A 21,262-nucleotide genomic window follows, 5' to 3' on the forward strand; every position below is an offset into this window, starting at 1 on the left:
GCTCCTACCGTCTGTGTCTTCTCAGAAGTTCCGTGGGGTTGCCACAGTGCCGCTCAGCCCGCGAAGCGCCGGCGCAGCTCGTCGATACGGCCGGTGGCGCTGCCGTCGATGACCTCGTCACCGACCTTGATCACGAGGCCGCCCTTGATGTCCGGGTCGACCTCGACGTGCAGCGCGATCGGCCGCGAGTAGATGCGCTGCAGGGTGGCGGCGAGCCGCTCCTCCTGCTGCTCGGTCAGCGGGACCGGCGCGACCACCGTGGCCACGGACCGCTCACGCCGCTTGGCCGCCTCGGCCGAGAGCTCACCGAGCCCGGCGACGACCGCCCGCCCGCGCGGCGCGGCCACCAGCTGCTCGACCAGCCGGAGGGTGACCCCGTCCGACTTCTGCCCGATCAGCTCACGGACCATCGCCAGCTTGCTCTCGGTCGGCGCGGTCCGTGCGGACAGCGCCTGCTCGAGGTCGCTGTCGGCGGCGACGATCCGGCTGAACCGGAACAGCTCGTCCTCCACCGCGTCCAGGCGGCCCTCCCGCTCCGCGTGCACGAGCAACGCGATGCGGCCGAGCTCGTCCAGCCCGTCGACCAGCTCGCGCGGCGTCGACCAGCGGGCACCGACCGCGGTCTTCAGCACGTCGAGCGCCTGTGCACTGACCTTGCCCGACAGCAGGCGGGTGATCATGTCCTCGCGGCGTCCGGCCTCCGCCGACGAGTCGCCGAGCACGCGGCGCAGGCCGATCTCGCCGTCGAGGAGCCGCACGACGGAGAGCAGCTCGTCACCGAGCTGCTCTGCCGAGGTGCCCTTGGCCCGCCCGGCGGGCTTGGCGCTCAGCACCTCGAGCAGCTTGCGCTCGGCGGCGGCGAGCGCGTCACGGCTCGCGGCGTGGAACAGCGTCATCTGTATCCCGTCCTCGAAGGGCTAGTTCCGCGCCGAGACCGAGTCGAGCTCGTCGAGGAACCGGTCCACGGTGCCCCGGCGGCGCGCCTCGTCCTCGAGGGACTCGCCGACGACCCGGCTGGCCAGCTCGACCGCGTGCCTGCCGAGGTCGGCACGCAGCTCCGCGACGATCTGGGCGCGCTGGGCCTCCAGCTGGGCCCGCCCGGCAGCCACGATACGTGCGGCTTCCTCCTGCGCCTGGGTGCGGAGCTCTTCCTTGATCTGCTCCGCCTCCAGCCGGGCGTCGTCCCGGATGCGGGCGGACTCGGCACGTGCCTCGGCGAGCTGCGCCTGGTAGGTCTGCAGCGCCTCCTCGGCCTGTGCCTGTGCCTCCTCGGCCTTCTTGATGCCGCCCTCGATCTTCTCGGTGCGCTCCTTGTAGAGCGCCTCGAACTTCGGGAAGGCGAACTTCTGCAGCACCCACAGCAGAAGCAGGAACGCGACCAGCCCGAGGATGATCTCGGAGGTGTGCGGGAGAACCGGACTCGGTCCCTCCGCGGCCAGAACAAGCGCGGTATTCACCATGGTGGCTCCCAGAGCTTCGGTTGCGACGTGCTCAGGCGGAGGCGATGAAGAAGAGCACCAGGCCGATCAGCGCGAGGACCTCGACCAGAACGAAGGTCTGCCACGCGATGCCCATCAGCTTGCTCTGGGCCTCCGGCTGACGGGCGGTGCCGTTGATGACCGCGGCGAAGATGAGACCCACGCCGACGCCCGGGCCGATCGCACCAAGGCCGTAACCGATGAGCGAGAGGCCCTGGTTCAGGTTGATGGTTTCCTGGGCGAGTTGAATGGCGCTCACTTGTTTTGTTCCTTCCGAACTCGGTCCGCGAGGGATTCGCGGATCGGGTATATGCCTTATCGGTTGTGAAACTCAGTGCTCCGAGGAAAGCGCGGAGCCGATGTAGTTCGCCGCGAGCAGCGCGAAGATGTAGGCCTGCAGAACCTGGATCAGCGCCTCGAGGAACGTCATCGCGATGGCGAAGGCCCAGGAGATCAACGAAACCGGCTTCAGCATGCCGCCCGCCTCGAGCAGCAGGTACTGCCCCGCGAGCGTGAACACCAGCAGGATCAGGTGGCCTGCGAACATCGCCGCGAAAACCCGGATGCCGTGCGTGATCGGGTTCATGAAGAACTTCACGAAGAACTCGACCGGCACGAGCAGGAACAGCACCGGCTTCGGCACACCCGGCGGCACGAGCTGGTGCTTGAAGTGCCCGGCGAACCCGTGCCTGCGGATGCCGAGGTAGTTCCACAGTGGATACACGATGAGAACCGACAGGGCCATCGGGAAACCGATGTGCGCCAACGTCGGGAACTGGATGATAGGGATGATGCCGAAGATGTTGTTCACCAGCACGAAGGTGAACATCGATACAATCAACGGCACAAAAGGCATGAAGTCCTTGGAACCGATGATCTCGCGCGCGATGTTGTTCCTGCCGAAGTCGTAGACCGACTCGGCGAGGAACGTGAACCGGCTTGGGACGACCTTGAGCCGACGCGATGCCATCAGGAAGAACACGATGATGATGGCGATGGACAGCACCGCCAGCACCATGGGCTTGGTGATACCCAGGAAAATGGGTGGGAGGTCGAAGTCACCCGCTCCCGGCGGAACGAACTCGCCACCTTCGGCTAGCCACAGCGCCCGCAACTGGGCTCCTTCCGGTTCTCCCGGCCGGCAGGTTCACACCGCCGGGGGAATCGTCACGATCAGGACGTAACGTACCTCAGTCAACCCGCGCACCTACCAGGGGCACCCCTGTTCCTGAGGGGTGCGCCCTGGGCTTGTGAACCGAGGTACAAGCGCACCCTATCAGGGGGTCCAGGCCATAGAGAACGCGCGTACTACTTGGTAGTAGATCTACTGGTCGTCGTTGGTGATGATCAGTGTCGGCAGCTTCGTGCGGCGAAACGCGACGGTGTCCATCGCGGCCCAGACGACCACCACCGCCAGCATCGTGTACGCCAGCGACTCCGTGTGCAGCCAGGTGATCTCCCGCAACACCATGAGCACGAGCAGCAGAATGATCATCTTGCCGATGAAGCCGCCGAGCGCGCCGGTCATCACCATCATCGGGTTCATCGCGGCCGTCCTGCGCATCAGCCACCACGTGGCCATCGACGAGCCGAACGCGACGACGCCGCCGATCAGGGCGGCGACCCCGCCCTGCACACCGTTCAGCACGCTCGCCACGACGACGCCGATCACGGTCGTCGCCACCGCGGGCCAGATCGCGTACCGGAGCATCGCGTCGGCCAGCCGCGTGACGGCCTCCCCGTGCGTCTTCGGCAGGTCGGTCTGAATGCCCAGGTCGGCAGCGCTCGGCCCGGCTTCTTCTTGCTCTGTCTTCTCGTTAATGATGTTCGCCCCGCAAGCTCCGCTCAGTCATCGCGCCCTGAGTCTAGGGACGATGGAGACGACCAGTGCGATCAGGAGGCCGATGCCGATGCCCCAGATCACGGCGAGCGCGTCGAACAGGGTCAGCGCGACGGTCCCGAACGCCAGCAACGCGGCCCACAGGTAGATCAACAGCACCGCTCTGCGCTGGGAGTGACCGATCTCCAGCAGGCGGTGGTGGAGGTGCATCTTGTCGGCGTGGAACGGCGAAAGGCCCTTGCGGGTGCGCCGGACCACCGCCATCAGCAGGTCGAGCACCGGCACGAACAGCACCGCCGCGACCACGAGCAGTGGCGACAGCAGCGCGATGGTCGTCGTGCCGTCGAGGCTCTGCACCTTGCCAGAGGCCGAGGTGCTGGCCGCCGCCATCATCAGGCCGATCAGCATCGAGCCGGAGTCGCCCATGAAGATCTTCGCGGGCTGGAAGTTGTGCGGCAGGAAGCCCAGGCACGCACCGGCCAGCGTCGCCGCGATCAGCGCGGGCGGGTAGTAGGTGACGTCGCCGCCGGACTGGTCGAGCAGGTGCAGTGAGAACGCACACGTCGCGACGGACGAGATGAGGCCCACACCCGCGGCGAGCCCGTCCAGCCCGTCGACGAAGTTGATCGCGTTGACCATCGTGACCACGAGCAGCACGGTCAGGATCGCGCCCTGGTTCTGGTCGAGGATCAGCAGCGAGCCGCCCGCCCCGTTGCCGCCCCACGGCACCCAGAAGATGATCCACTGCAGACCGAGCAGCACCAGGATGCCCGCACAGGTGGTCTGACCGGCGAGTTTGGTGAGCGAGTCCAGCTCGAACCGGTCGTCGAGCATCCCGATCACCATGATCAGGCCGCCGCCGAGCAGGATCGCCGTCGGGTCGAGCGAGTAGTCGAACGCGCGGCGCAGCACCGGCAGCTGGTGGGCGAGCAGCATGCCGCCGCACACACCGAGGTACATCGCGAGCCCGCCAAGGCGCGGGATCGGCACCGTGTGCACGTCGCGCTGCCGGGGATGGGCGACCGCACCCCACCGCAGCGCGAACCGCCGCACGAGGCCGGTGAACAGGAACGTCAGAACCGCGGTGGTGAGCCCGACCAGCAGGTACTCCCGGATCGGCAGCCCGGCGGGCTCGAAGTTCTGTGCCAGGTCCACGCGCTCAGTCCCGGGGGTAGGCGGGGTGCGTCGCGGTGAGCCCGCGGACGGCGGCGGCCACGGCGGCGTGGTCGGCGTCCCCGGCCTCGGTACCCGCTTCCGCCCGGACCGCGCGCCCGATCAGCCGTGCGATCTCGGCCATCTCCGGCTCGGTCATGCCCTGGGTCGTGACGCACGGTGAGCCGACCCGGATACCGGACGCGGTCGCCGGTGGCGCCGGGTCGAACGGGATGGCGTTCTTGTTCAGCGTGATGCCGGCGTGCCCGCACCGCTGCTCGGCCGCCGCGCCGGTGACGTCCAGTGGCCGCACGTCCAGCAGCGCGAGGTGGGTGTCGGTGCCGCCGGAGACCACCCGCATGCCCTCCGCCTCCAGGCCCTTGGCGAGCGCGGCGGCGTTCGCGACCACCTGCGTCGCGTACCCCTGGTACTCGCTGGTCGCGGCCTCCCGCAACGCGACGGCCTTCGCGGCCACCGCGTGCATCAGCGGACCGCCCTGGCTGAACGGGAACACGGCCTTGTCGATGGCCTTCGCGTGTTCGGCCCGGCAGACGATCATCCCGCCACGCGGGCCGCGCAGGACCTTGTGCGTGGTGAACGTGACCACGTCCGCGAACGGCACCGGCGAGGGGATCACCTTGCCCGCGACCAGCCCGATGAAGTGCGCGGCGTCGACCATCAGGATCGCGTCGACCTCGTCCGCGATCGCACGGAACGCGGAGAAGTCGATCAGCCGCGGGTAGGCGGTCGCGCCCGCGATGATCATGCGCGGCCGGTGCAGGAGCGCGAGGTCGCGGACCTGGTCGTAGTCGATCAGCTCGGTGTCCTGCCGCACCCCGTACGGGACGGCCTCGAACCAGTGACCGGAGAAGTTGACCTTGGAGCCGTGCGTGAGGTGCCCGCCCTGCTTGAGGTCCATGGCGAGGACGACGTCCCCCGGCTCGCAGAACGCGGCGTAGGCGGCGAGGTTCGCACTGGCCCCCGAGTGCGGCTGCAGGTTCGCGTGCTCGGCGCCGAACAGCTCCTTCGCCCTGGCGACACCGATCTCCTCGGCGATGTCGACCTGCGCGCACCCGCCGTAGTACCGCCGGCCCGGGTAGCCCTCCGCGTACTTGTTGGAGAGCGTCGAACCGAGCGCGGCGAGCACGGCCGGGCTGGTGAGGTTCTCGCTGGCGATCAGCTGCAGCCCGCCGCGCAGGCGGTCCAGCTCACCGAGCACCACGTCGGCGATCTCGGGATCCGCAGCGGCCAGCGAATCGAAGTCCGGACCCCAGAACGGCGTGTTCACCCCTGCTGCTTCTCTCTCGTGGCGGATTTGCCGGGCCAGGCTACCGCGACCCGGGTTACGGTCCGTGGATGACCAAGCTGAACTACCGGGCGGAGCTGGCCCGCCTGCACCTGGAGCTCGTGAAGCTGCAGGACTGGGTCAAGGCGAAGGGCCTGCGCGTCGCGGTGCTGTTCGAGGGCCGCGACGCCGCGGGCAAGGGCGGCGCGATCAAACGCATCACCGAACCGCTCAACCCACGAGTCTGCCGGGTCGCCGCGCTGGGCACCCCCACCGACCGCGAGAAGACGCAGTGGTACTTCCAGCGGTACGTGGCCCAACTCCCCGCGGCAGGCGAGATGGTCCTGTTCGACCGCTCCTGGTACAACCGCGCGGGCGTCGAACGCGTGATGGGCTTCTGCACGGAGGCCGAGTACCAGGAGTTCCTGCGCTCGGCCCCGGATTTCGAACGGATGCTCATCAGGTCCGGCATGATCCTGGTGAAGTACTGGTTCTCGGTTTCCGACGAGGAACAGGAAAAGCGTTTCCAGGAACGCATGCACGACCGCACCAAACGCTGGAAGATCTCCCCGATGGACCTCGAGGCGAGACGCCGGTGGTTCGACTACTCGAAGGCCAAGGACGTGATGTTCGCCCACACGGACATCGAGGACTCCCCGTGGTGGGTGGTGGAGGCCGACTCGAAGAAACGCGCGCGGCTGAACTGCATCTCACACCTGCTGGGCCAGGTCCCGTACGAGGACGTCGAGCCAGCCGTGCTGGAACTCCCGCCACGCGGCCCGGAGGACCCCCACTACCAACGCCCCCCGAAGAATTCGATGCGCTACGTCCCGGCCCGCTTCTGACGACGCTCCGACACCTCCCGAGCGAGCACGGAGTGCCCTGAAAGGCGCGTTGAGGACGTCGAGCGCCCTGAACGCGCCTTTCAGGGCATGACCGATGTTCCCGAACCCTCACCCGCTGCGCGGCCGCCCTGCGGACACGCCGCGAAAGGCGCGTTCACGGCACACCACATGCCCTCAATGGCACATTCACGGCGCTCAGCGCCCTGAACGGCCCATTCACGACACCACCAATGTCCCAAATGCTCCGTTGATCAACGACCGGCCCCGCTACGCGGACCGCGCCGCGCGCGAACGCGGAGCGCCCGCAGGGCGAAAGCCCGCGAAGCGGACACGCCGCGAAAGGCGCGTTCACGGCACACGACATGCCCTCAATGGCACATTCACAGCGCCCAGCGCCCTGAACGGCCCATTCACGACACCACCGATGTCCCAAATGTTCCGTTGATCAAGGACCGGCGCCGCTGCGCGGGCGCGCAGCGCCCGCAGGGCGAAAGCCCGCGTAGCGGGCAAAGCCCCCGCGTAGCGGGCCCGCCCTGAAAGGGCAAAGCACCCCGCCCCAACGCACCCCACCCGAACGGAACCACCCAGAAGGTTCGGTGGTGGCGGCGGGCATCCTCTGGGCAGGGCGCCAGCCCTGCCCACAAGGGCCCCTGCAGGGCGGCGGAGGCTCACGTGTCAAGGGTGGGCGAAGCCATCGCGAAGCGACGCCGAAGGCGCCCTTGACACGTGAGGGGCCGCCCGTAAAATCCGCCGCCACCACCGAACACCAACACTCGGGAAACACCCCGAAGACCCAAGTGGGACAACAAAAACAGCGGAAAGAACCCCGCACAACAAGATCAACAGGCGGCCTCCGGCCCCCCGATCTCCAGCCTACCGAGCAGTACCGACAACAACGGAACTCGAACCCACGAGTTGTCCACAGGAACACGTCAAGGCCGCGAGTTGGCGACCATCGCCTCGTAGACGGGCAGCATCCGTGGCCAGTCCTCGTCCGGCGCGGAGGCGAACACGAAGTACTCGACCTCGTCCACGAGCCAGTACAAGGCGTGCACCCGTTGCAGCCCACGCCCGTCCCGGTGCTGGAACTCCCACTCCACCGCCGGATGCCCGCCATAGGTGGCGCTGCTGAGGTCCAGCCGCCGATAGGACACCGTCCGCGACGCGAACCCGGACTCGTAGGCCACGTGCACCCGCACGATGTCCGGTGACGAGGCCGGGGCCCCGCCGAACCCGACGACCCGGGCCGGATCAGACGGATCGACGGCCCGCATCGCGCCGGGCCCGCCCGCGGCGACGGCCCGCCACCCGTCGGGGATGACGGTCGTCATGTTGGCGGGGCCGGTCGCGCGGCGAAACCCGGCAGGGACGGTGCTCGACGACACCGGTGGCGACGAACCGTCCGACGAGATGTAGGTGGTCGGATTCTCGGCACCGGCGGCGTCGGGCTTGGGCATCGCCAGCAGTACGGCGCCGACCGCGGCGCTCACCACCAGGTAGGCAGCGGCGAACGCCCACGCGACCCAACGTGAGCTGAGCGACCTGACGCTCGCCACCAGTTTCACCTCGACAACCCCCCGACATGGGTCTACCGAGAGTAACGTGCCCGCCGAGGTGATCCAATGCTTCGAGCGTGGCAGGACGTGATCGTCAAGTGGCAACTGGTGCCGGACGACCAACCTGTCGACCAGCCGGAGGCCCGGCTGCATGCGGAACGTGGCCGGTCGGCGCTGTTCGCCGGGCGGCTCGACGAGGCCCTCGCCGAGTTCGAGGCCGCCGCGGAGCTGCGTTCCGATCCACTCGATCGGGTGGGTGTCGGCGACGTCCACCTCGCGCGTGGCGGGTGGCGTAGCGCCGAGGAGAACTACCGTGCGGCGCTGACCTGCGGTGGGGCGGGCGCCTTGCTGGCACAGCTGGGGCTCGCGCAGGTGAAGGTCGGGCAGGGGAACGCGGCGGGCGCGGTCGGTGACCTGGAGCTGCTCGTCGCCGACCGGCCCGCTGATCCGACGCTGCGGTACTACCTGGCCAGCGCCTGGTTCTCGGCGGCGGACCAGTGCCGGTCGCGGACGGCGGACGACATCCTCGTGATCACCAGTGAGGCGCAGCTGCGGATCTGTGCGGACGCCGGGCGACGGATCCGCGCACTGGACACCGGTGACACGGAGCTGCGGCGCGGCGCGGACCAGCTGCTCGCCGAGGTGGCGGCAGGCAGGCGCTGGACGTGGGCGCCGGAGGGCATCGCGGTGAGTCTCGCGGTGCTGATCGTGGCGATCGGGCTGATCACCGTGGTGGCGGGCGGGTTGCTGGACAACGTGGTGCTGGTGGTCTCCGGCGTGGTGATGGGTGCGGCGCTGCTGTACGCGGTCGTGCACCGCTTCCGACGGCAGACGTGGCGGCGGCGGGCCGACGAGATGGCCCCGCACATCGTGAAACACGGTGTCTAGCTAAGGTCAGCGCTGTGAGTGTCGTGTACGACTGTGCCAGGGAACCGGACCGCTCCGACGGGCTCGCGGCGGCGGCGAGTGCCGTCCGCGCCGGGCGGCTCGTGGTGGTGCCGACCGACACGGTGTACGGCATCGGCGCGGACGCGTTCTCCGGTACCGCGGTGCGTGCGCTGCTGGCCGCGAAGAACCGTGGGCCGGACATGCCGGTCGGTGTCCTCGTCGGGTCGTGGTCGACCATCGACGGGCTGGTGCTGTCGGTGCCGCGGCCCGCCCGCCAGCTCATCGAGGCGTTCTGGCCCGGTGACGTGTCGATCGTGCTGCCGCACGCGCCGTCGCTGTCGTGGGACCTCGGCAGCAGCGGCGGGACCGTGATGCTGCGGATGCCGCTGCACCCGGTGGCGCTCGAACTGCTGCGTGAGGTCGGGCCGATGGCGGTGTCCAGCGCCAACGTGTCCGGGCAGCCGCCGGCGGCCACCGCGGACGAGGCGAAGGCACAGCTCGGTGAGTCGGTCGCGGTCTACCTCGACGGCGGGCCGTCGGGGGAACCGGTGCCGTCGACGATCGTCGACCTGTCCGGGGACGAGCCGGTGGTGCTCCGCGAAGGGGCTGTGCCCGCGGCCGCGATCCACGAGGCGCTGGGGTCCTAGATGATTGATTCCGTGAAGTCGGTGTGAGTGGGCGGCCGGTCGTCGTGTGCTGGTCGCGTCGTTGGGTGGGAGTGCTGGCTCCGGTTCGCGTGGTGCTGCGAAAGGCGCGTTGACGGCGTGGGAATGCCCTGAAAGGCGCGTTCAGGGCGCTGGGCGCCCTGAACGGCCCATTCACGGCACTCGTTGTGCCGTGAACGCGCCTTCACGGCATCGGCCCGCCCCGTCGGGCGCCCGCAGGGGTGTGGGGGTCGTGCCTGATGACGGGTTCGTACACCAAGCCACTTCACATGATCTTCACGGAATCAATCGTCTAGCGGCCTCGGCTCTCTGTAGGAGAGTCGGGTCCGATCAGCAGTTACCTCAGGGGAACGTGACCTTGAATCCCGGGGAGGCGGACTCGTCAGGACGTCCTGATCGCGGTCGCGAACCGTGGTCTGCCCGCCAGGTCGTCGTGGTCCGCGACGTCCGTCAGCACCTTCCTGGTGGCCAGCAGTTCCGGCACGGACTCCCGGTGGCTGTCGTCGTGTTCGATCGCGACCGCACCACCCGGCTTGAGCAGCCGTGCCGACAGGTTCACCACGTGCCTGATCACCGTGAGACCGTCGTCGTCGGCGAACACCGCCCGGAACGGGTCGTGCTCCCCCACCTCCGGCGCCACGTCCGTACCGACCGGGACATAGGGCGGGTTGCACAACACGAGGTCGACCCGCGCGTCCAGTTCGGTGATCAGGTCCGGGTCGGTCACGTCCCCCGCGTGCAGCCGGACCCGGCTCGACGTCATGTTGCGGCGGGCCCACGCCAGCGCCGTCGGGTCGATCTCGACGGCGTGGACCTCCGCCTCCGGCCGTTGCGCCGCGACCGCGAGTGCCAGCGCGCCGGAGCCGGTGCACAGGTCCACCACGACCGGGTTCTCCCGCCCCGCGAGGAAGTCGAGGCCCCACTCCAGCAGCAGCTCGGTCTCCGGACGCGGCACGAACACGCCGGGGCCGACCTCCAGGGTCACGGTGCCCATCACGGCCCAGCCCAGCAGGTGCTGCAGGGGAATCCGCTTCGCGCGCTGGTGCACGAGCTGCCCGATGGCCTCGATGACCTGCCGGTCCACGAGCGGGGTCAGCATCAGCTTGCCGCGTTCCGCGCCGAGCACGTGCGCCGCGATCAGTTCCGCGTCCACGCGCGGGGACGCCACCCCGGCATCCGCCAGGATGCGTTCCGCCTCCATGATCGCAAGCCGCAGCGGCTGTCTCGACATGGCGGTCACCCTGTCACGTCGACTGGTGCGCGGCGAGTCGTTCGTCCCGGTCCGCGGTGGCGAGCGCGTCAAGCACACCGTCGAGGTCGCCGTTGAGTACCTGGTCCAGGTTGTAGGCCTTGTAGTTCACCCGGTGGTCGGAGATGCGGTTCTCCGGGTAGTTGTAGGTGCGGACCCGCTCGGAGCGGTCCACGGTGCGGACCTGGCTCGCGCGTGCCGCCGACGCCTGCTTCGCGGCCTCCTCCTCGGCGGCCGCGGCCAGCCGGGCCTTCAGCACCTGCATCGCGCGTGTCTTGTTCTGCAACTGACTGCGCTCGTTCTGGCAGGACACCACGATGCCGGTCGGCAGGTGCGTGATGCGCACGGCCGAGTCGGTGGTGTTGACGCTCTGGCCGCCCTTGCCCGACGAGCGGAACACGTCGATGCGCAGGTCCTTCTCCGGGATCTCCACGTCCTCGACGGCGTCCTGCACGTCCGGGTACACCAGCACCCCGGCGGCGGAGGTGTGGATGCGGCCCTGTGACTCGGTGGCGGGCACGCGCTGCACGCGGTGCACGCCGCCCTCGAACTTCAGGCGGGACCACACCCCGTCGGCGGTGGGTGTCTTCGACCGGATGGTGACCGTCGCGTCCTTGTACCCGCCGAGCTCGGTCTCGGTGCCGTCGAGGAGCTCCGTGGACCAGCCGTGCTTCTCCGCGTACCGCAGGTACATGCGCAGCAGGTCGCCCGCGAACAGCGCCGACTCGTCGCCGCCCTCACCGGACTTGATCTCCATGATGAGGTCGTCGCCGTCGTGCGGGTCGCGGGGCAGCAGCAGCTCGGTGAGCTTGGCCTCCAGCGCGGGGACCTTCTCCTCCAGCGACGCGGCCTCCTCGGCGAACGCCGCGTCCTCGGACAGCTCCTTGGCCGTCGCCAGGTCGTCGCGAGCCCGCTCCAGCTCGCGCAGGGTGCGGACGATCGGGGTCAGCTCGGCGTAGCGGCGGCCCAGCTTGCGGGCGCGTGCCTGGTCACCGTGCACGGCCGGGTCGGCGAGCGTCGACTCCAGCTCGTCGTACTCACCGAGCAGCTCACCGAGCGATGACGCGTCCACGGGTCTTTCCTTCCGATGAAGCCAAGGTGCAGCGGACACGAAAACGGCGCCCACCCACGCGGGTGGACGCCGAATCCGAAGCTACTTGGCTTTCTTGTCCCGCTTGCCGTAGCGGGCCTCGAAGCGCGCGACCCGGCCGCCGGTGTCGAGGATCTTCTGCTTGCCCGTGTAGAACGGGTGGCAGTTCGAGCAGACCTCGACGTGGATGCTGCCCGACTTCTTGGTGCTGCGCGTGGTGAACGTGTTCCCACAGCCGCAGGTGACCTCGGTCGTGACGTACTCGGGGTGGATACCGGTCTTCACAGATCTTGCCCTTTCTCGGTGGCCGCCGGGTCCCCGAACAGCTTCTGGGGTGAACCGGAGCCGGACTCGACCTAACAGTTTGCCAGATGTCCTGGCAGGGGGTTCAACACGCCCCCACCAGGACATATTCCGGCTTCTGGTCGGTCTCAGTCGTCGTTGACGGAAGGTGTGTTCTTCGCCACCTGCATCAGGAACTCGATGTTGGTGCGGGTCTTGCGGAGCTGGGTCAGCAGCAGGTCGATGGCCTGCTGGTTGTCCAGCGCGTGCAGCACCCGGCGCAGCTTGACCGTGACCGCCAGCTCGTCCGGCGGGAGGAGCAGGTCCTCCTTGCGGGTGCCGGACGCGTCGACGTTGACCGCCGGGAACGTGCGCTTGTCGGCGATCTTGCGGTCGAGGATGAGCTCCGCGTTGCCCGTGCCCTTGAACTCCTCGAAGATCACCGTGTCACCCGCGGACCCGGTCTCCACCAGCGACGTGGCGAAGATGGTCAGCGAGCCGCCGTCCTCGATGTTGCGTGCCGCGCCCAGGAACCGCTTGGGCGGGTACAGCGCCGTCGAGTCGACACCACCGGACAGGATCCGGCCGGACGCCGGGGCCGCCAGGTTGTAGGCACGGCCGAGGCGGGTGATCGAGTCGAGCAGCACGACCACGTCGTGCCCCATCTCGACCAGGCGCTTCGCCCGCTCGATCGACAGCTCGGCGACCGTGGTGTGGTCGCCCGGCGGGCGGTCGAAGGTGGAGGCGATGACCTCACCCTTCACCGACCGCTGCATGTCGGTGACCTCTTCCGGCCGCTCGTCCACGAGCACGACCATCAGGTAGCACTCGGGGTTGTTCGTGGTGATCGCGTTCGCGATCGCCTGCAGCACGGAGGTCTTGCCTGCCTTGGGCGGCGACACGATCAGCGCGCGCTGACCCTTGCCGACCGGCATCACCAGGTCGATGACGCGGGTGGTGAGGATGTGCGACTCGGTCTCGAGGCGCAGCCGCTCGTTCGGGTACAGCGGCGTCAGCTTCGTGAACTCGGGGCGCTGCTTGGCCTGGTCCGGGTCCAGCCCGTTGATCGTCTCGACACGCACCAGCGGGTTGAACTTCTGCCGCTGCTGCTCGCCCTCACGCGGCTGGCGCACCATGCCGGTGATCGCGTCGCCCCTGCGCAGGCCGTACTTGCGGACCAGCGACAGCGACACGTAGACGTCGTTCGGGCCAGACAGGTAGCCGGAGGTGCGGACGAACGCGTAGTTCTCCAGCACGTCGAGCACACCGGCGACCGGCAGCAGGACGTCGTCGTCGCGCACCTCGGTGTCCGGGCTGTCGCCGCGGCCGCCACCACTGCTGCTGCCGCTGCCCCGGCGGCGACGGTCGCGGAACCTGCGGCCGCGCCTGCGCCCGCCGTCCTCGTCATCGTCGTCGTCCGGGCCGTTGTCGCGGTCCCGGCCGGAGTTGCGCTGGTCACCGCGGTTGTCCTGGTTGCGGCCACCGCGGTCGCCGCGGTCGCCGCGGTCGTTGCCGCGCCCACCCCGGTCGTTGCGGTCGCCCCGGTCACCACGGTCGTTGCGGTCGTTGCGGCCGCCGCGGTCGTCCCGCTTGTCGCCCTGCTGCTTCTCCGCGGGCTTCTCGTCCGTGGAGACACGCTGGTCGCCGCGGTTGTCGCGGTTCTCACCACGGTTCTCACCGCGGTTGTCGTCCCGCTTCTCCGGCTGCTCCGGGGAACCGGCCGCACGGCTCGAACCACGGCGACGGCGGTTGCCCTCACGGCGGCCGCCGTCCTCGGTGTCGGGCTGCTCGGCCTTCGGCTCCGCTTTCTGCTCCGACTTCGGCTCGGTCCTCGGCTCGGTTTCGGCCGTGACCTCGCGCTTAGCGGGCTTCTCCTCGGCAGGTGCCTTGTCACCGATGCCGAGCGGCAGGGTGTCGGAAGCGGTGTTCGCGGCGGGCTTCGACGAGCCACCCGACTGACGCTCCTTGATGGCCGCGATCAGATCGCCCTTGCGCATCCCGGCGGTACCGGTGATGCCAAGCTGGCCCGCGAGCTCCCGCAGCTCCGCGAGGACCATGCCGGTGAGACCGGCGCGGCGCTTCGTTCCCCCGTTTGCGCTGGTGCGTTGTGTTGTGTCGGCCGCACCGGCAGCGGTGTCGACCGTGCCGTTGGCAGTCTCGCTGCCCAGCAGATCAGTGTTGCTCACTCATGTCCTTCCTGACCAGGTCCCCGCCTCCTGAGGTGGACCCGTGAACCAGCGGACCGCCGTTCGTCGAACCGAGACGGCGTGCTCCGCGGCCTCGCCAACGCGGAGCTTTCGGTCACCACTGGTTTCGGTGCCCGCCAACGTCGACTCCGACCGGGAATGGGCCGAGTCGCCGACTGAACGGAAGATGCGACCCGAGGAAAAGAAAATCCTCGGGAACGACACCGGGCGCCCGTACGCGCGGTGACTGAACGCCCCTGAGGGTAGACGCACACCCTTCGGCGTGCAACAACCGGGGCCACCCGGCGTGGCACATCCTTACAACGCGGGCTACCTGCTGTTTGTTCCACCCGGCTCGACCACGACACCGGTCCGGTCGACCGGGAGCGCGCGCACGGTGAACCCCGCGGTGTCGACTCGAGACGGCAGCGACCCGCCCGACGGCAACGCGAGCACGGTAGGGCCCGCACCGGAAACCGTTGCGGCGACCCCGTTCTCGCGGAGTTCACGAACCATTCGCATGGTCTCGGGCCACGCGGACTCGCGGTAGTCCTGGTGCAGACGGTCCTCAGTGGCCGGCAGCAGGAGGTCGGGCCGCGCGGTCAGCGCGTGCACCGCCAGCGCGCAGCGCCCGACGGTGAACGCGGCGTCGGTGTGCGGAACGTTGCCGGGAAGCAATCCACGCGTGACAGACGTCGCGGACAGGGTGTCCGGCACCAGCACGACCGGAGCAAGCCCCGGGTGCGGCTCCAGCCGGACCGCCCGGTACCGCACCCCCTCCGACCAGGCCAGGACCAGCCCGCCGTACAGGGACGCGGCCGCGTTGTCGGCGTGTCCCTCGAACTCGGCGGCGACCTGCAGCGCGTGCTCGTCGAGCTCCTTGCCGGCCAGCGCGTAGGCGGCGGCGACCCCGGCGACGATCGCGGCGGCCGACGAGCCGAGCCCGCGGGCGTGCGGGATCGCGTTGTGGCACCGCAGCAGCACACCCGGTAGCGCCACACCGAGTGCGTCCGCACCGGCACGCAGCGCACGCGCCACGAGGTGCTTCTCGTCGGTGGGCACCGCACCGGCGCCCTCACCGGTGACCTCGACGCGGACCGCCGCGCCGGTCACGGTCACCTCGACGGTGTCGTGCAGGCACAGCGCCATGCCGAGCGCGTCGAAACCGGGTCCGAGGTTCGCGGTGGACGCCGGTACCCGGACGCGGACCGAACCGGGGGTCATGCCAGTTCGAGCGCGTGCGCGACCGCGTGCGGCTCCACCGGGATCGCCTCGACGGGGGCCATCTCGGCGAGCACGGTGTCGGGGTCCTTCAGGCCGTGTCCGGTGACCGTGCAGGTCACGAGCGAGCCCTTCGGGATGCGACCGTCCGCCGCGGCCGCCAGCAGGCCCGCGACGGCGGCGGCGGACGCCGGCTCCACGAACACGCCCTCCCTGCGGGCGAGCAGGTGGTACGCGGCGAGGATGTCCTGGTCGGTGACGGCGTCGATGAGCCCGTCGGACTCGTCGCGGGCGGTGACGGCGCGGGTCCACGAGGCGGGGTTGCCGACGCGGATCGCGGTCGCGATGGTGTCGGGGTCCGGCACGGGCTTGCCGTGCACCAGCGGCGCCGCGCCCGCGGCCTGGAAACCGAACATCCTCGGCAGCGACCCGACGACCCCGTCGGCGGCGTACGCGCGGTAGCCGCTCCAGTACGCGGTGATGTTGCCCGCGTTGCCGACGGGGAGGCAGTGGACGTCGGGCGCGCGGCCGAGCGTGTCGCAGATCTCCCACGCGGCGGACTGCTGACCGACGAGCCGCACCGGGTTGACCGAGTTGACCAGCTCGATCGGGTACTCGGCCGAGGTCTTGCGGGCCAGTTCGAGGCAGTCGTCGAAGTTGCCGTCGATCTGCAGGATCCGCGCGCCGTACACGACGGCCTGCGCGAGCTTGCCCTTCGCGATCTTGCCGCTGGGCACGAGAACCGCGCAGGTCAGGCCCGCGCGGGCGGCGTAGGCGGCGGCGGACGCGGACGTGTTGCCGGTGGACGCGCAGATCACGCCCGCCACGCCGGACGCGAGCGCGTAGGTCATCGCGACGGTCATGCCGCGGTCCTTGAACGAGCCCGTCGGGTTCGCGCCCTCGACCTTCAGGTACACCTGGCAGCCGGTCAGCTCCGACAGGTGCGGCGCCTCGACCAGCGGGGTGCCACCCTCCTGCAGCGTCACCGGCTTCGCGCCCTCCGGCAGCTCGATCCGGTCCGCGTAGGCGGCGATGACGCCCGGCCACCCCGGTCGCACACCCGCAGGTGCCTGCGACAACGCTCCGCTCATGGTGCTTCTCCTTCTACCCGCATCACGCTGGCCACCTCGTGCACCGAAGGCAGGCCGGCCACCTTGTCCACCGTGGACCTCAGCGCCGCGTCCGGCGCGTAGTGCGTGACGATCACCAGGCTCGCGTCCGTGCCCCGACCCTGCTGGCGCACGGCCGCGATGCTCACGTCGTGCTCGGCGAACACCGAGGCGACCGACGACAGCACACCCGCGCGGTCGGCGACGTCGAGGCTGACGTGGTAGCGGGTGTTCACCTGCGCGACCGGCACGACGGGCAGCGCGGCGTAGGAGGACTCCCCGGGGCCGCGGCCGCCGCTGACCTTGTTGCGTGCCACGGCGACCAGGTCGCCGAGCACGGCGCTCGCGGTCGGCGCGCCACCGGCGCCCTGGCCGTAGAACATGAGCGAACCGGCCGCGTCGGCCTCGACGAACACCGCGTTGAACGCGCCGCCGACGCTGGCGAGCGGGTGCGTGCGCGGGATCATCGCCGGGTGCACGCGCACCGCGACGCTGCCGTTCACGCGCTCGCAGATGGCGAGCAGTTTTATCGTCCTGCCAAGGGTTTTCGCCGCCGCGATGTCGGCTGGCGTGACCGCCGAGATGCCCTCGCGGTACACGTCGGCGGCGGTCACCCTGGTGTGGAAGGCGATCGAGGCGAGGATGGCGGCCTTGGAGGCGGCGTCGTAGCCGTCCACGTCGGCCGTCGGGTCCGCCTCCGCGTAGCCGAGCCTGGCCGCCTCGTCGAGGGTCTCCGCGTAGCCTGCGCCGGTCGCGTCCATCGCGGACAGGATGAAGTTGGTGGTGCCGTTGACGATGCCCATCACGCGGTTGATGCGGTCACCGGCGAGTGACTCGCGCAGCGGGCGCACCAGCGGGATCGCACCGGCCACGGCGGCCTCGAAGTAGAGGTCCGCACCGGAGGAGTCCGCGGCGGCGAACAGGTCGGCGGCGTGCTCGGCGAGCAGGACCTTGTTGGCGGAGACGACCGACTTTCCCTTGCTGAGCGCGGAAACCAGCAGCTCGCGCACCGGGTCGATGCCGCCGATGACCTCGACCACGACGTCCACATCGGATGCCACCAGCGCCTGTGCGTCGGTGGTGAGCAGGTGCGGCGGGACGTCCGGGTGGCGGTTCGGGCGGCGCACCGCCACCCCGGCCAGCTCGACCGGGGCGCCGACGCGGGCCGCGAGGTCGTCGGCCTGCTCGTGCAGGATCCGCATCACCTGCGAACCGACGGTGCCGCAGCCGAGCATCGCCACCCGGATGGGCTTTCGCCCCTCCTGACTCATGAGACCTCCAGGCGCAGCTGGTCGTCCAGGTTTTCCCTGCGCAGCAACAGGCGCGCTTCCCCGTCGCGGACGGCGACCACGGCCGGGCGCGAAAGCCGGTTGTAGGAGCTGGCCATCGCGTAGCAGTAGGCACCGGTCGCGGCGACCGCGATCAGGTCGCCCGGCGTGAGGTTCTCGGGCAGCCAGCAGTCCCGCACGACCACGTCGCCGGACTCGCAGTGCTTGCCGACCACCCTGGACAGCGTGGCCGCCGCGCCCCGCTCCCCCTCCGCGCTGGACCGCGACACCAGCCTGCAGTCGTACAGCGCGTCGTAGAGGGCGGTGCGGATGTTGTCGCTCATGCCGCCGTCGACGCTCACGTACCGGCGCGACGACCCGTGGCCGAGCTCGACTTCCTTGGTCGTGCCCACCTCGTACAGCGTCACCGTGCCGGGGCCGACGATCGCGCGACCCGGCTCGACCGCGATCTTCGGCAGCTCGAGTCCTGCCTGCTCGCACTCCTTGGCCACGATGTTGCGCAGCTGCTCGGCGAGCCAGCCGGGCGGCGGCGGGTCGTCCTCGGCCGTGTAGGCGATGCCCAGGCCGCCGCCGAGGTCCACGGTGGTCACCGACGCCATCGCGTCGGCGCCGTGTTCGGCGTGCAGATCCGCGAGCAACCCGATCACGCGGTGCGCGGACAGCTCGAACGCGTTCGCGTCGAAGATCTGCGAGCCGATGTGGCTGTGCAGGCCGGTCAGCCGCAGACCCGGCGCGCGCAGCACCCGCCGCACCGCCTCGGCCGCCGCACCACCGGTGAGCGAGAACCCGAACTTCTGGTCCTCGTGCGCGGTGGCGATGTACTCGTGCGTGTGGGCCTCGACGCCGACCGTCACCCGCACCAGCACGTTCTGGACGATCCCGCGCTCACGCGCGATCTGGTCGAGCCGGGCGATCTCGAAGAACGAGTCGAGCACGACCGTCCCGACCCCGGCCTCGACCGCGTCGGTCAGCTCCGCGACCGACTTGTTGTTGCCGTGCATCGCGATCCGCTCCGGCGGGAAGTCCGCGCGCAACGCGATCGCCAGCTCACCGCCGCTGCACACGTCGAGCGAGAGGCCCTCCTCGGCCACCCACCGCGCGATCCGCACGGACAGGAACGCCTTCGCCGCGTAGTGCACGAGCGCCGGGTCGCCGAACGCGGCGGCGTGCTCGCGGCAGCGGGACCGGAAGTCGTCCTCGTCCATCACGAACAGCGGCGTGCCGTACTCGCGGGCCAGGTCACGGACGTCGACGCCGGCGAGCCGGACCACGCCGTCCTCGCCGCGCGCCGCGTTGCGCGGCCAGATCTCCGCGTTCAGCACGTCCAGCTCGGCCACGTCGGAGGGCCGGAAGCCCGCCGTGTTGGTGGGCAGGAGCACCTCTGCGTGCCGGGGTCCCGCCGGATGCGCCCTCATGGTCTACATCCGTTCCGGGGCGTCGACGGCCAGCAGGCCGAGCCCGTTGGCGAGCACCTGGCGCGTGGCGACGCACAGCGCGAGGCGGGCCGCGGTCAGCGGGGTGGCCTCCTCGTCGCCCTGCGGCAGGACGCGGCACGCGTCGTAGAACTTGTGGTACGCACCGGCCAGCTCCTCCAGGTAGCGGGCGATGCGGTGCGGCTCCCGCAGGTCGGCGGACGTGCGCAGGATCTCCGCGTACTGGCCGATCGTGCGGATCAGCTCGCCCTCCCGCTGGTGGGACAGCAGACCGAGGTCCAGCTCGGTGTCCTTGTCCGGCACCGCGAGCCCCAGCTCGGCGGCGTTGCGCGCGAGCGACGCCAGCCGGGCGTGCGCGTACTGCACGTAGAACACCGGGTTGTCGTTGGTGCGCCGCGACCACAGGTCCAGGTCGATGTCGATCGTGGCGTTGGCCGAGGACCGGATCAGCGCGTAGCGGGCCGCGTCCACGCCGATCGCGTCGACCAGGTCGTTCATCGTGACGAGCGTCCCGGCTCGCTTGCTCATCCGCAGCGGCTTGCCGTCGCTGACCAGGTTCACCATCTGGCCGATCAGGACCTCGACGGTGTCCGGGTCGTCCTCCAGCGCCGCCGCGGCCGCCTTGAGCCGGGCGATGTAGCCGTGGTGGTCGGCGCCGAGCATGTAGATGCACAGGTCGAAGCCGCGCTGCCGCTTGTCGCGGAAGTAGGCGATGTCACCGGCGATGTAGGCGGGCTGCCCGTCGCTCTTGATGACCACGCGGTCCTTGTCGTCGCCGAACTCGGTCGTGCGCAGCCACCAGGCGTTGTCGTCGAAGTAGAGGTGGCCCTTCTCCTTGAGCTGCTCGACCAGCTCCCCCACCGCGCCGGAGCGGTGCAGCGAGTCCTCGTGGAAGTACACGTCGAAGTCGGTGCGGAAGTTGTGCAGGTCGGCCTTGATCTCGTCGAACATCAGGTTGACGCCGATCTTGCGGAAGACCTCGGCGCGTTCCTTCTCGTCGGCGATGGACAGCGCGCTCGGCTCCCTGCGCAGCACCTCGGCGGCGACGTCCGACAGGTACGTGCCCGCGTAGCCGTCCTCGGGCGGCGGCTCGCCCTTCGCCGACGCGATCAGCGACCGGACGAACCGGTCGATCTGCTGGCCCGCGTCGTTGAAGTAGTACTCCCGGGTGACCTCGCCGCCCTGCGCGGACAGCACGCGGCCGAGCGCGTCGCCCGACGCGGCCCAGCGGGTGCCGCCCAGGTGCAGCGGGCCGGTCGGGTTCGCGGAGACGAACTCCAGGTTGATCCTGCGGCCCGCCATGAGGTCGCCGTGGCCGTAGGTCTCGCCCTGCGTGAGCACCTGCCGGACGATGTCGCCCTGCGCGTCCGCGGCGATCCGGAGGTTGAGGAAACCGGGGCCCGCGACCTCGGCGCCGGCGATGCCGTCCTGGCCCGCCAGGCCCTCGGCCAGCCAGTTCGCCAGGTCCCTCGGCGGCACGCCGACCTTCTTCGCGACCTGCAGCGCGAGGTTCGTCGCGTAGTCGCCGTGCTCGGGGTTGCGGGGTCGCTCGATCGTCACGGCGGGCGGCAGGGCGGAAGTGTCCAGGTCTCGGCTGGTCAGCACGTCGCTTGCGACAGCGCGGACCAGGTCGGCAAGTGCTGCGGGAGTCACCCCGGGAAGTCTAGGTAGCGGGTGTGGACCCGATAGAGTCG

At 69.9% G+C, this 21,262-nt stretch carries 20 protein-coding genes; 3 read left to right on the top strand and 17 right to left on the bottom strand.

Going from position 1 to position 21,262, the window contains the following annotated elements:
- Positions 1-53: 53 nt before the first annotated feature.
- The 7 genes from ACFPCV_RS24655 to ACFPCV_RS24685 all read right to left on the bottom strand — a co-directional run bounded on the left by ACFPCV_RS24655 (position 54) and on the right by ACFPCV_RS24685 (position 5,758).
- A complete protein-coding gene (locus ACFPCV_RS24655; protein ID WP_378058668.1) occupies positions 54-896 on the bottom strand; it encodes a F0F1 ATP synthase subunit delta in 843 nt (280 codons plus the stop codon).
- Between the two features lie 21 nt (positions 897-917).
- The gene (locus tag ACFPCV_RS24660) at positions 918-1,460 is read right to left on the bottom strand and encodes a F0F1 ATP synthase subunit B (protein WP_378058669.1); all 543 of its coding nucleotides are present in this window, start codon (positions 1,458-1,460) and stop codon (positions 918-920) included.
- Between the two features lie 31 nt (positions 1,461-1,491).
- Entirely contained in the window at positions 1,492-1,737 is a 246-nt protein-coding gene (locus ACFPCV_RS24665; RefSeq protein WP_378058670.1) for an ATP F0F1 synthase subunit C, read from the bottom strand.
- Between the two features lie 72 nt (positions 1,738-1,809).
- Positions 1,810-2,592 carry a F0F1 ATP synthase subunit A gene (atpB, locus tag ACFPCV_RS24670; protein WP_378058671.1) on the bottom strand — a complete coding sequence of 261 codons (783 nt, stop codon included), beginning with the start codon at positions 2,590-2,592 and terminating at the stop codon, positions 1,810-1,812.
- 210 nt (positions 2,593-2,802) lie between these two features.
- Positions 2,803-3,189 carry a hypothetical protein gene (locus ACFPCV_RS24675; protein WP_378058672.1) on the bottom strand — a complete coding sequence of 129 codons (387 nt, stop codon included), beginning with the start codon at positions 3,187-3,189 and terminating at the stop codon, positions 2,803-2,805.
- Positions 3,190-3,327: 138 nt separating this feature from the next.
- Complete coding sequence (locus ACFPCV_RS24680) at positions 3,328-4,473, bottom strand: glycosyltransferase family 4 protein (RefSeq protein WP_378058673.1); 1,146 nt, start codon at positions 4,471-4,473, stop codon at positions 3,328-3,330.
- Between the two features lie 4 nt (positions 4,474-4,477).
- Positions 4,478-5,758: a serine hydroxymethyltransferase gene (locus ACFPCV_RS24685; protein WP_378058674.1), complete on the bottom strand. Its 1,281-nt coding sequence runs from the start codon at positions 5,756-5,758 to the stop codon at positions 4,478-4,480.
- Between the two features lie 68 nt (positions 5,759-5,826).
- Here ACFPCV_RS24685 and ppk2 point away from each other — a divergent pair, with 68 nt between their 5' ends.
- Complete coding sequence (gene ppk2 / locus ACFPCV_RS24690; RefSeq protein ID WP_378058675.1) at positions 5,827-6,600, top strand: polyphosphate kinase 2; 774 nt, start codon at positions 5,827-5,829, stop codon at positions 6,598-6,600.
- Between the two features lie 932 nt (positions 6,601-7,532).
- Here ppk2 and ACFPCV_RS24695 read toward each other — a convergent pair.
- On the bottom strand, positions 7,533-8,156 hold the full coding sequence (locus tag ACFPCV_RS24695; protein ID WP_378058676.1) for a hypothetical protein: 624 nt from the start codon (positions 8,154-8,156) through the stop codon (positions 7,533-7,535).
- Positions 8,157-8,222: 66 nt separating this feature from the next.
- Here ACFPCV_RS24695 and ACFPCV_RS24700 point away from each other — a divergent pair, with 66 nt between their 5' ends.
- Positions 8,223-9,044 carry a hypothetical protein gene (locus tag ACFPCV_RS24700; RefSeq protein WP_378058677.1) on the top strand — a complete coding sequence of 274 codons (822 nt, stop codon included), beginning with the start codon at positions 8,223-8,225 and terminating at the stop codon, positions 9,042-9,044.
- 14 nt (positions 9,045-9,058) lie between these two features.
- Positions 9,059-9,691, top strand: a complete 633-nt coding sequence (locus ACFPCV_RS24705; protein ID WP_378058678.1) for an L-threonylcarbamoyladenylate synthase — start codon at positions 9,059-9,061, stop codon at positions 9,689-9,691.
- Between the two features lie 400 nt (positions 9,692-10,091).
- Here ACFPCV_RS24705 and prmC read toward each other — a convergent pair whose 3' ends face one another.
- From prmC to argS, 9 genes are all read right to left on the bottom strand, one after another.
- Positions 10,092-10,940: a peptide chain release factor N(5)-glutamine methyltransferase gene (gene prmC / locus ACFPCV_RS24710; RefSeq protein WP_378058679.1), complete on the bottom strand. Its 849-nt coding sequence runs from the start codon at positions 10,938-10,940 to the stop codon at positions 10,092-10,094.
- 13 nt (positions 10,941-10,953) lie between these two features.
- On the bottom strand, positions 10,954-12,030 hold the full coding sequence (gene prfA, locus ACFPCV_RS24715) for a peptide chain release factor 1 (protein ID WP_378058680.1): 1,077 nt from the start codon (positions 12,028-12,030) through the stop codon (positions 10,954-10,956).
- An 81-nt stretch (positions 12,031-12,111) separates the two neighbouring features.
- A complete protein-coding gene (gene rpmE, locus ACFPCV_RS24720) occupies positions 12,112-12,333 on the bottom strand; it encodes a 50S ribosomal protein L31 (RefSeq protein WP_378058681.1) in 222 nt (73 codons plus the stop codon).
- Positions 12,334-12,479: 146 nt separating this feature from the next.
- Positions 12,480-14,516 (bottom strand): transcription termination factor Rho, encoded by a 2,037-nt coding sequence (gene rho, locus ACFPCV_RS24725; RefSeq protein WP_378058682.1) that lies wholly within the window; start codon positions 14,514-14,516, stop codon positions 12,480-12,482.
- Positions 14,517-14,846: 330 nt separating this feature from the next.
- A complete protein-coding gene (gene thrB / locus ACFPCV_RS24730; protein ID WP_378058683.1) occupies positions 14,847-15,740 on the bottom strand; it encodes a homoserine kinase in 894 nt (297 codons plus the stop codon).
- Positions 15,737-16,828 carry a threonine synthase gene (gene thrC, locus ACFPCV_RS24735; protein ID WP_378058684.1) on the bottom strand — a complete coding sequence of 364 codons (1,092 nt, stop codon included), beginning with the start codon at positions 16,826-16,828 and terminating at the stop codon, positions 15,737-15,739. The genes thrB and thrC overlap by 4 nt, the downstream gene beginning before the upstream one ends.
- Positions 16,825-18,117, bottom strand: a complete 1,293-nt coding sequence (locus ACFPCV_RS24740) for a homoserine dehydrogenase (protein WP_378058685.1) — start codon at positions 18,115-18,117, stop codon at positions 16,825-16,827. The genes thrC and ACFPCV_RS24740 overlap by 4 nt, the downstream gene beginning before the upstream one ends.
- Positions 18,114-19,550 carry a diaminopimelate decarboxylase gene (gene lysA, locus ACFPCV_RS24745; RefSeq protein ID WP_378058686.1) on the bottom strand — a complete coding sequence of 479 codons (1,437 nt, stop codon included), beginning with the start codon at positions 19,548-19,550 and terminating at the stop codon, positions 18,114-18,116. The genes ACFPCV_RS24740 and lysA overlap by 4 nt, the downstream gene beginning before the upstream one ends.
- Positions 19,551-19,553: 3 nt before the next feature.
- Entirely contained in the window at positions 19,554-21,221 is a 1,668-nt protein-coding gene (gene argS / locus ACFPCV_RS24750; RefSeq protein WP_378058687.1) for an arginine--tRNA ligase, read from the bottom strand.
- Positions 21,222-21,262: the final 41 nt, after the last annotated feature.

The sequence above is a fragment of the Actinophytocola glycyrrhizae genome (assembly GCF_042653545.1).
GTDB lineage: Bacteria > Actinomycetota > Actinomycetes > Mycobacteriales > Pseudonocardiaceae > Actinophytocola > Actinophytocola glycyrrhizae.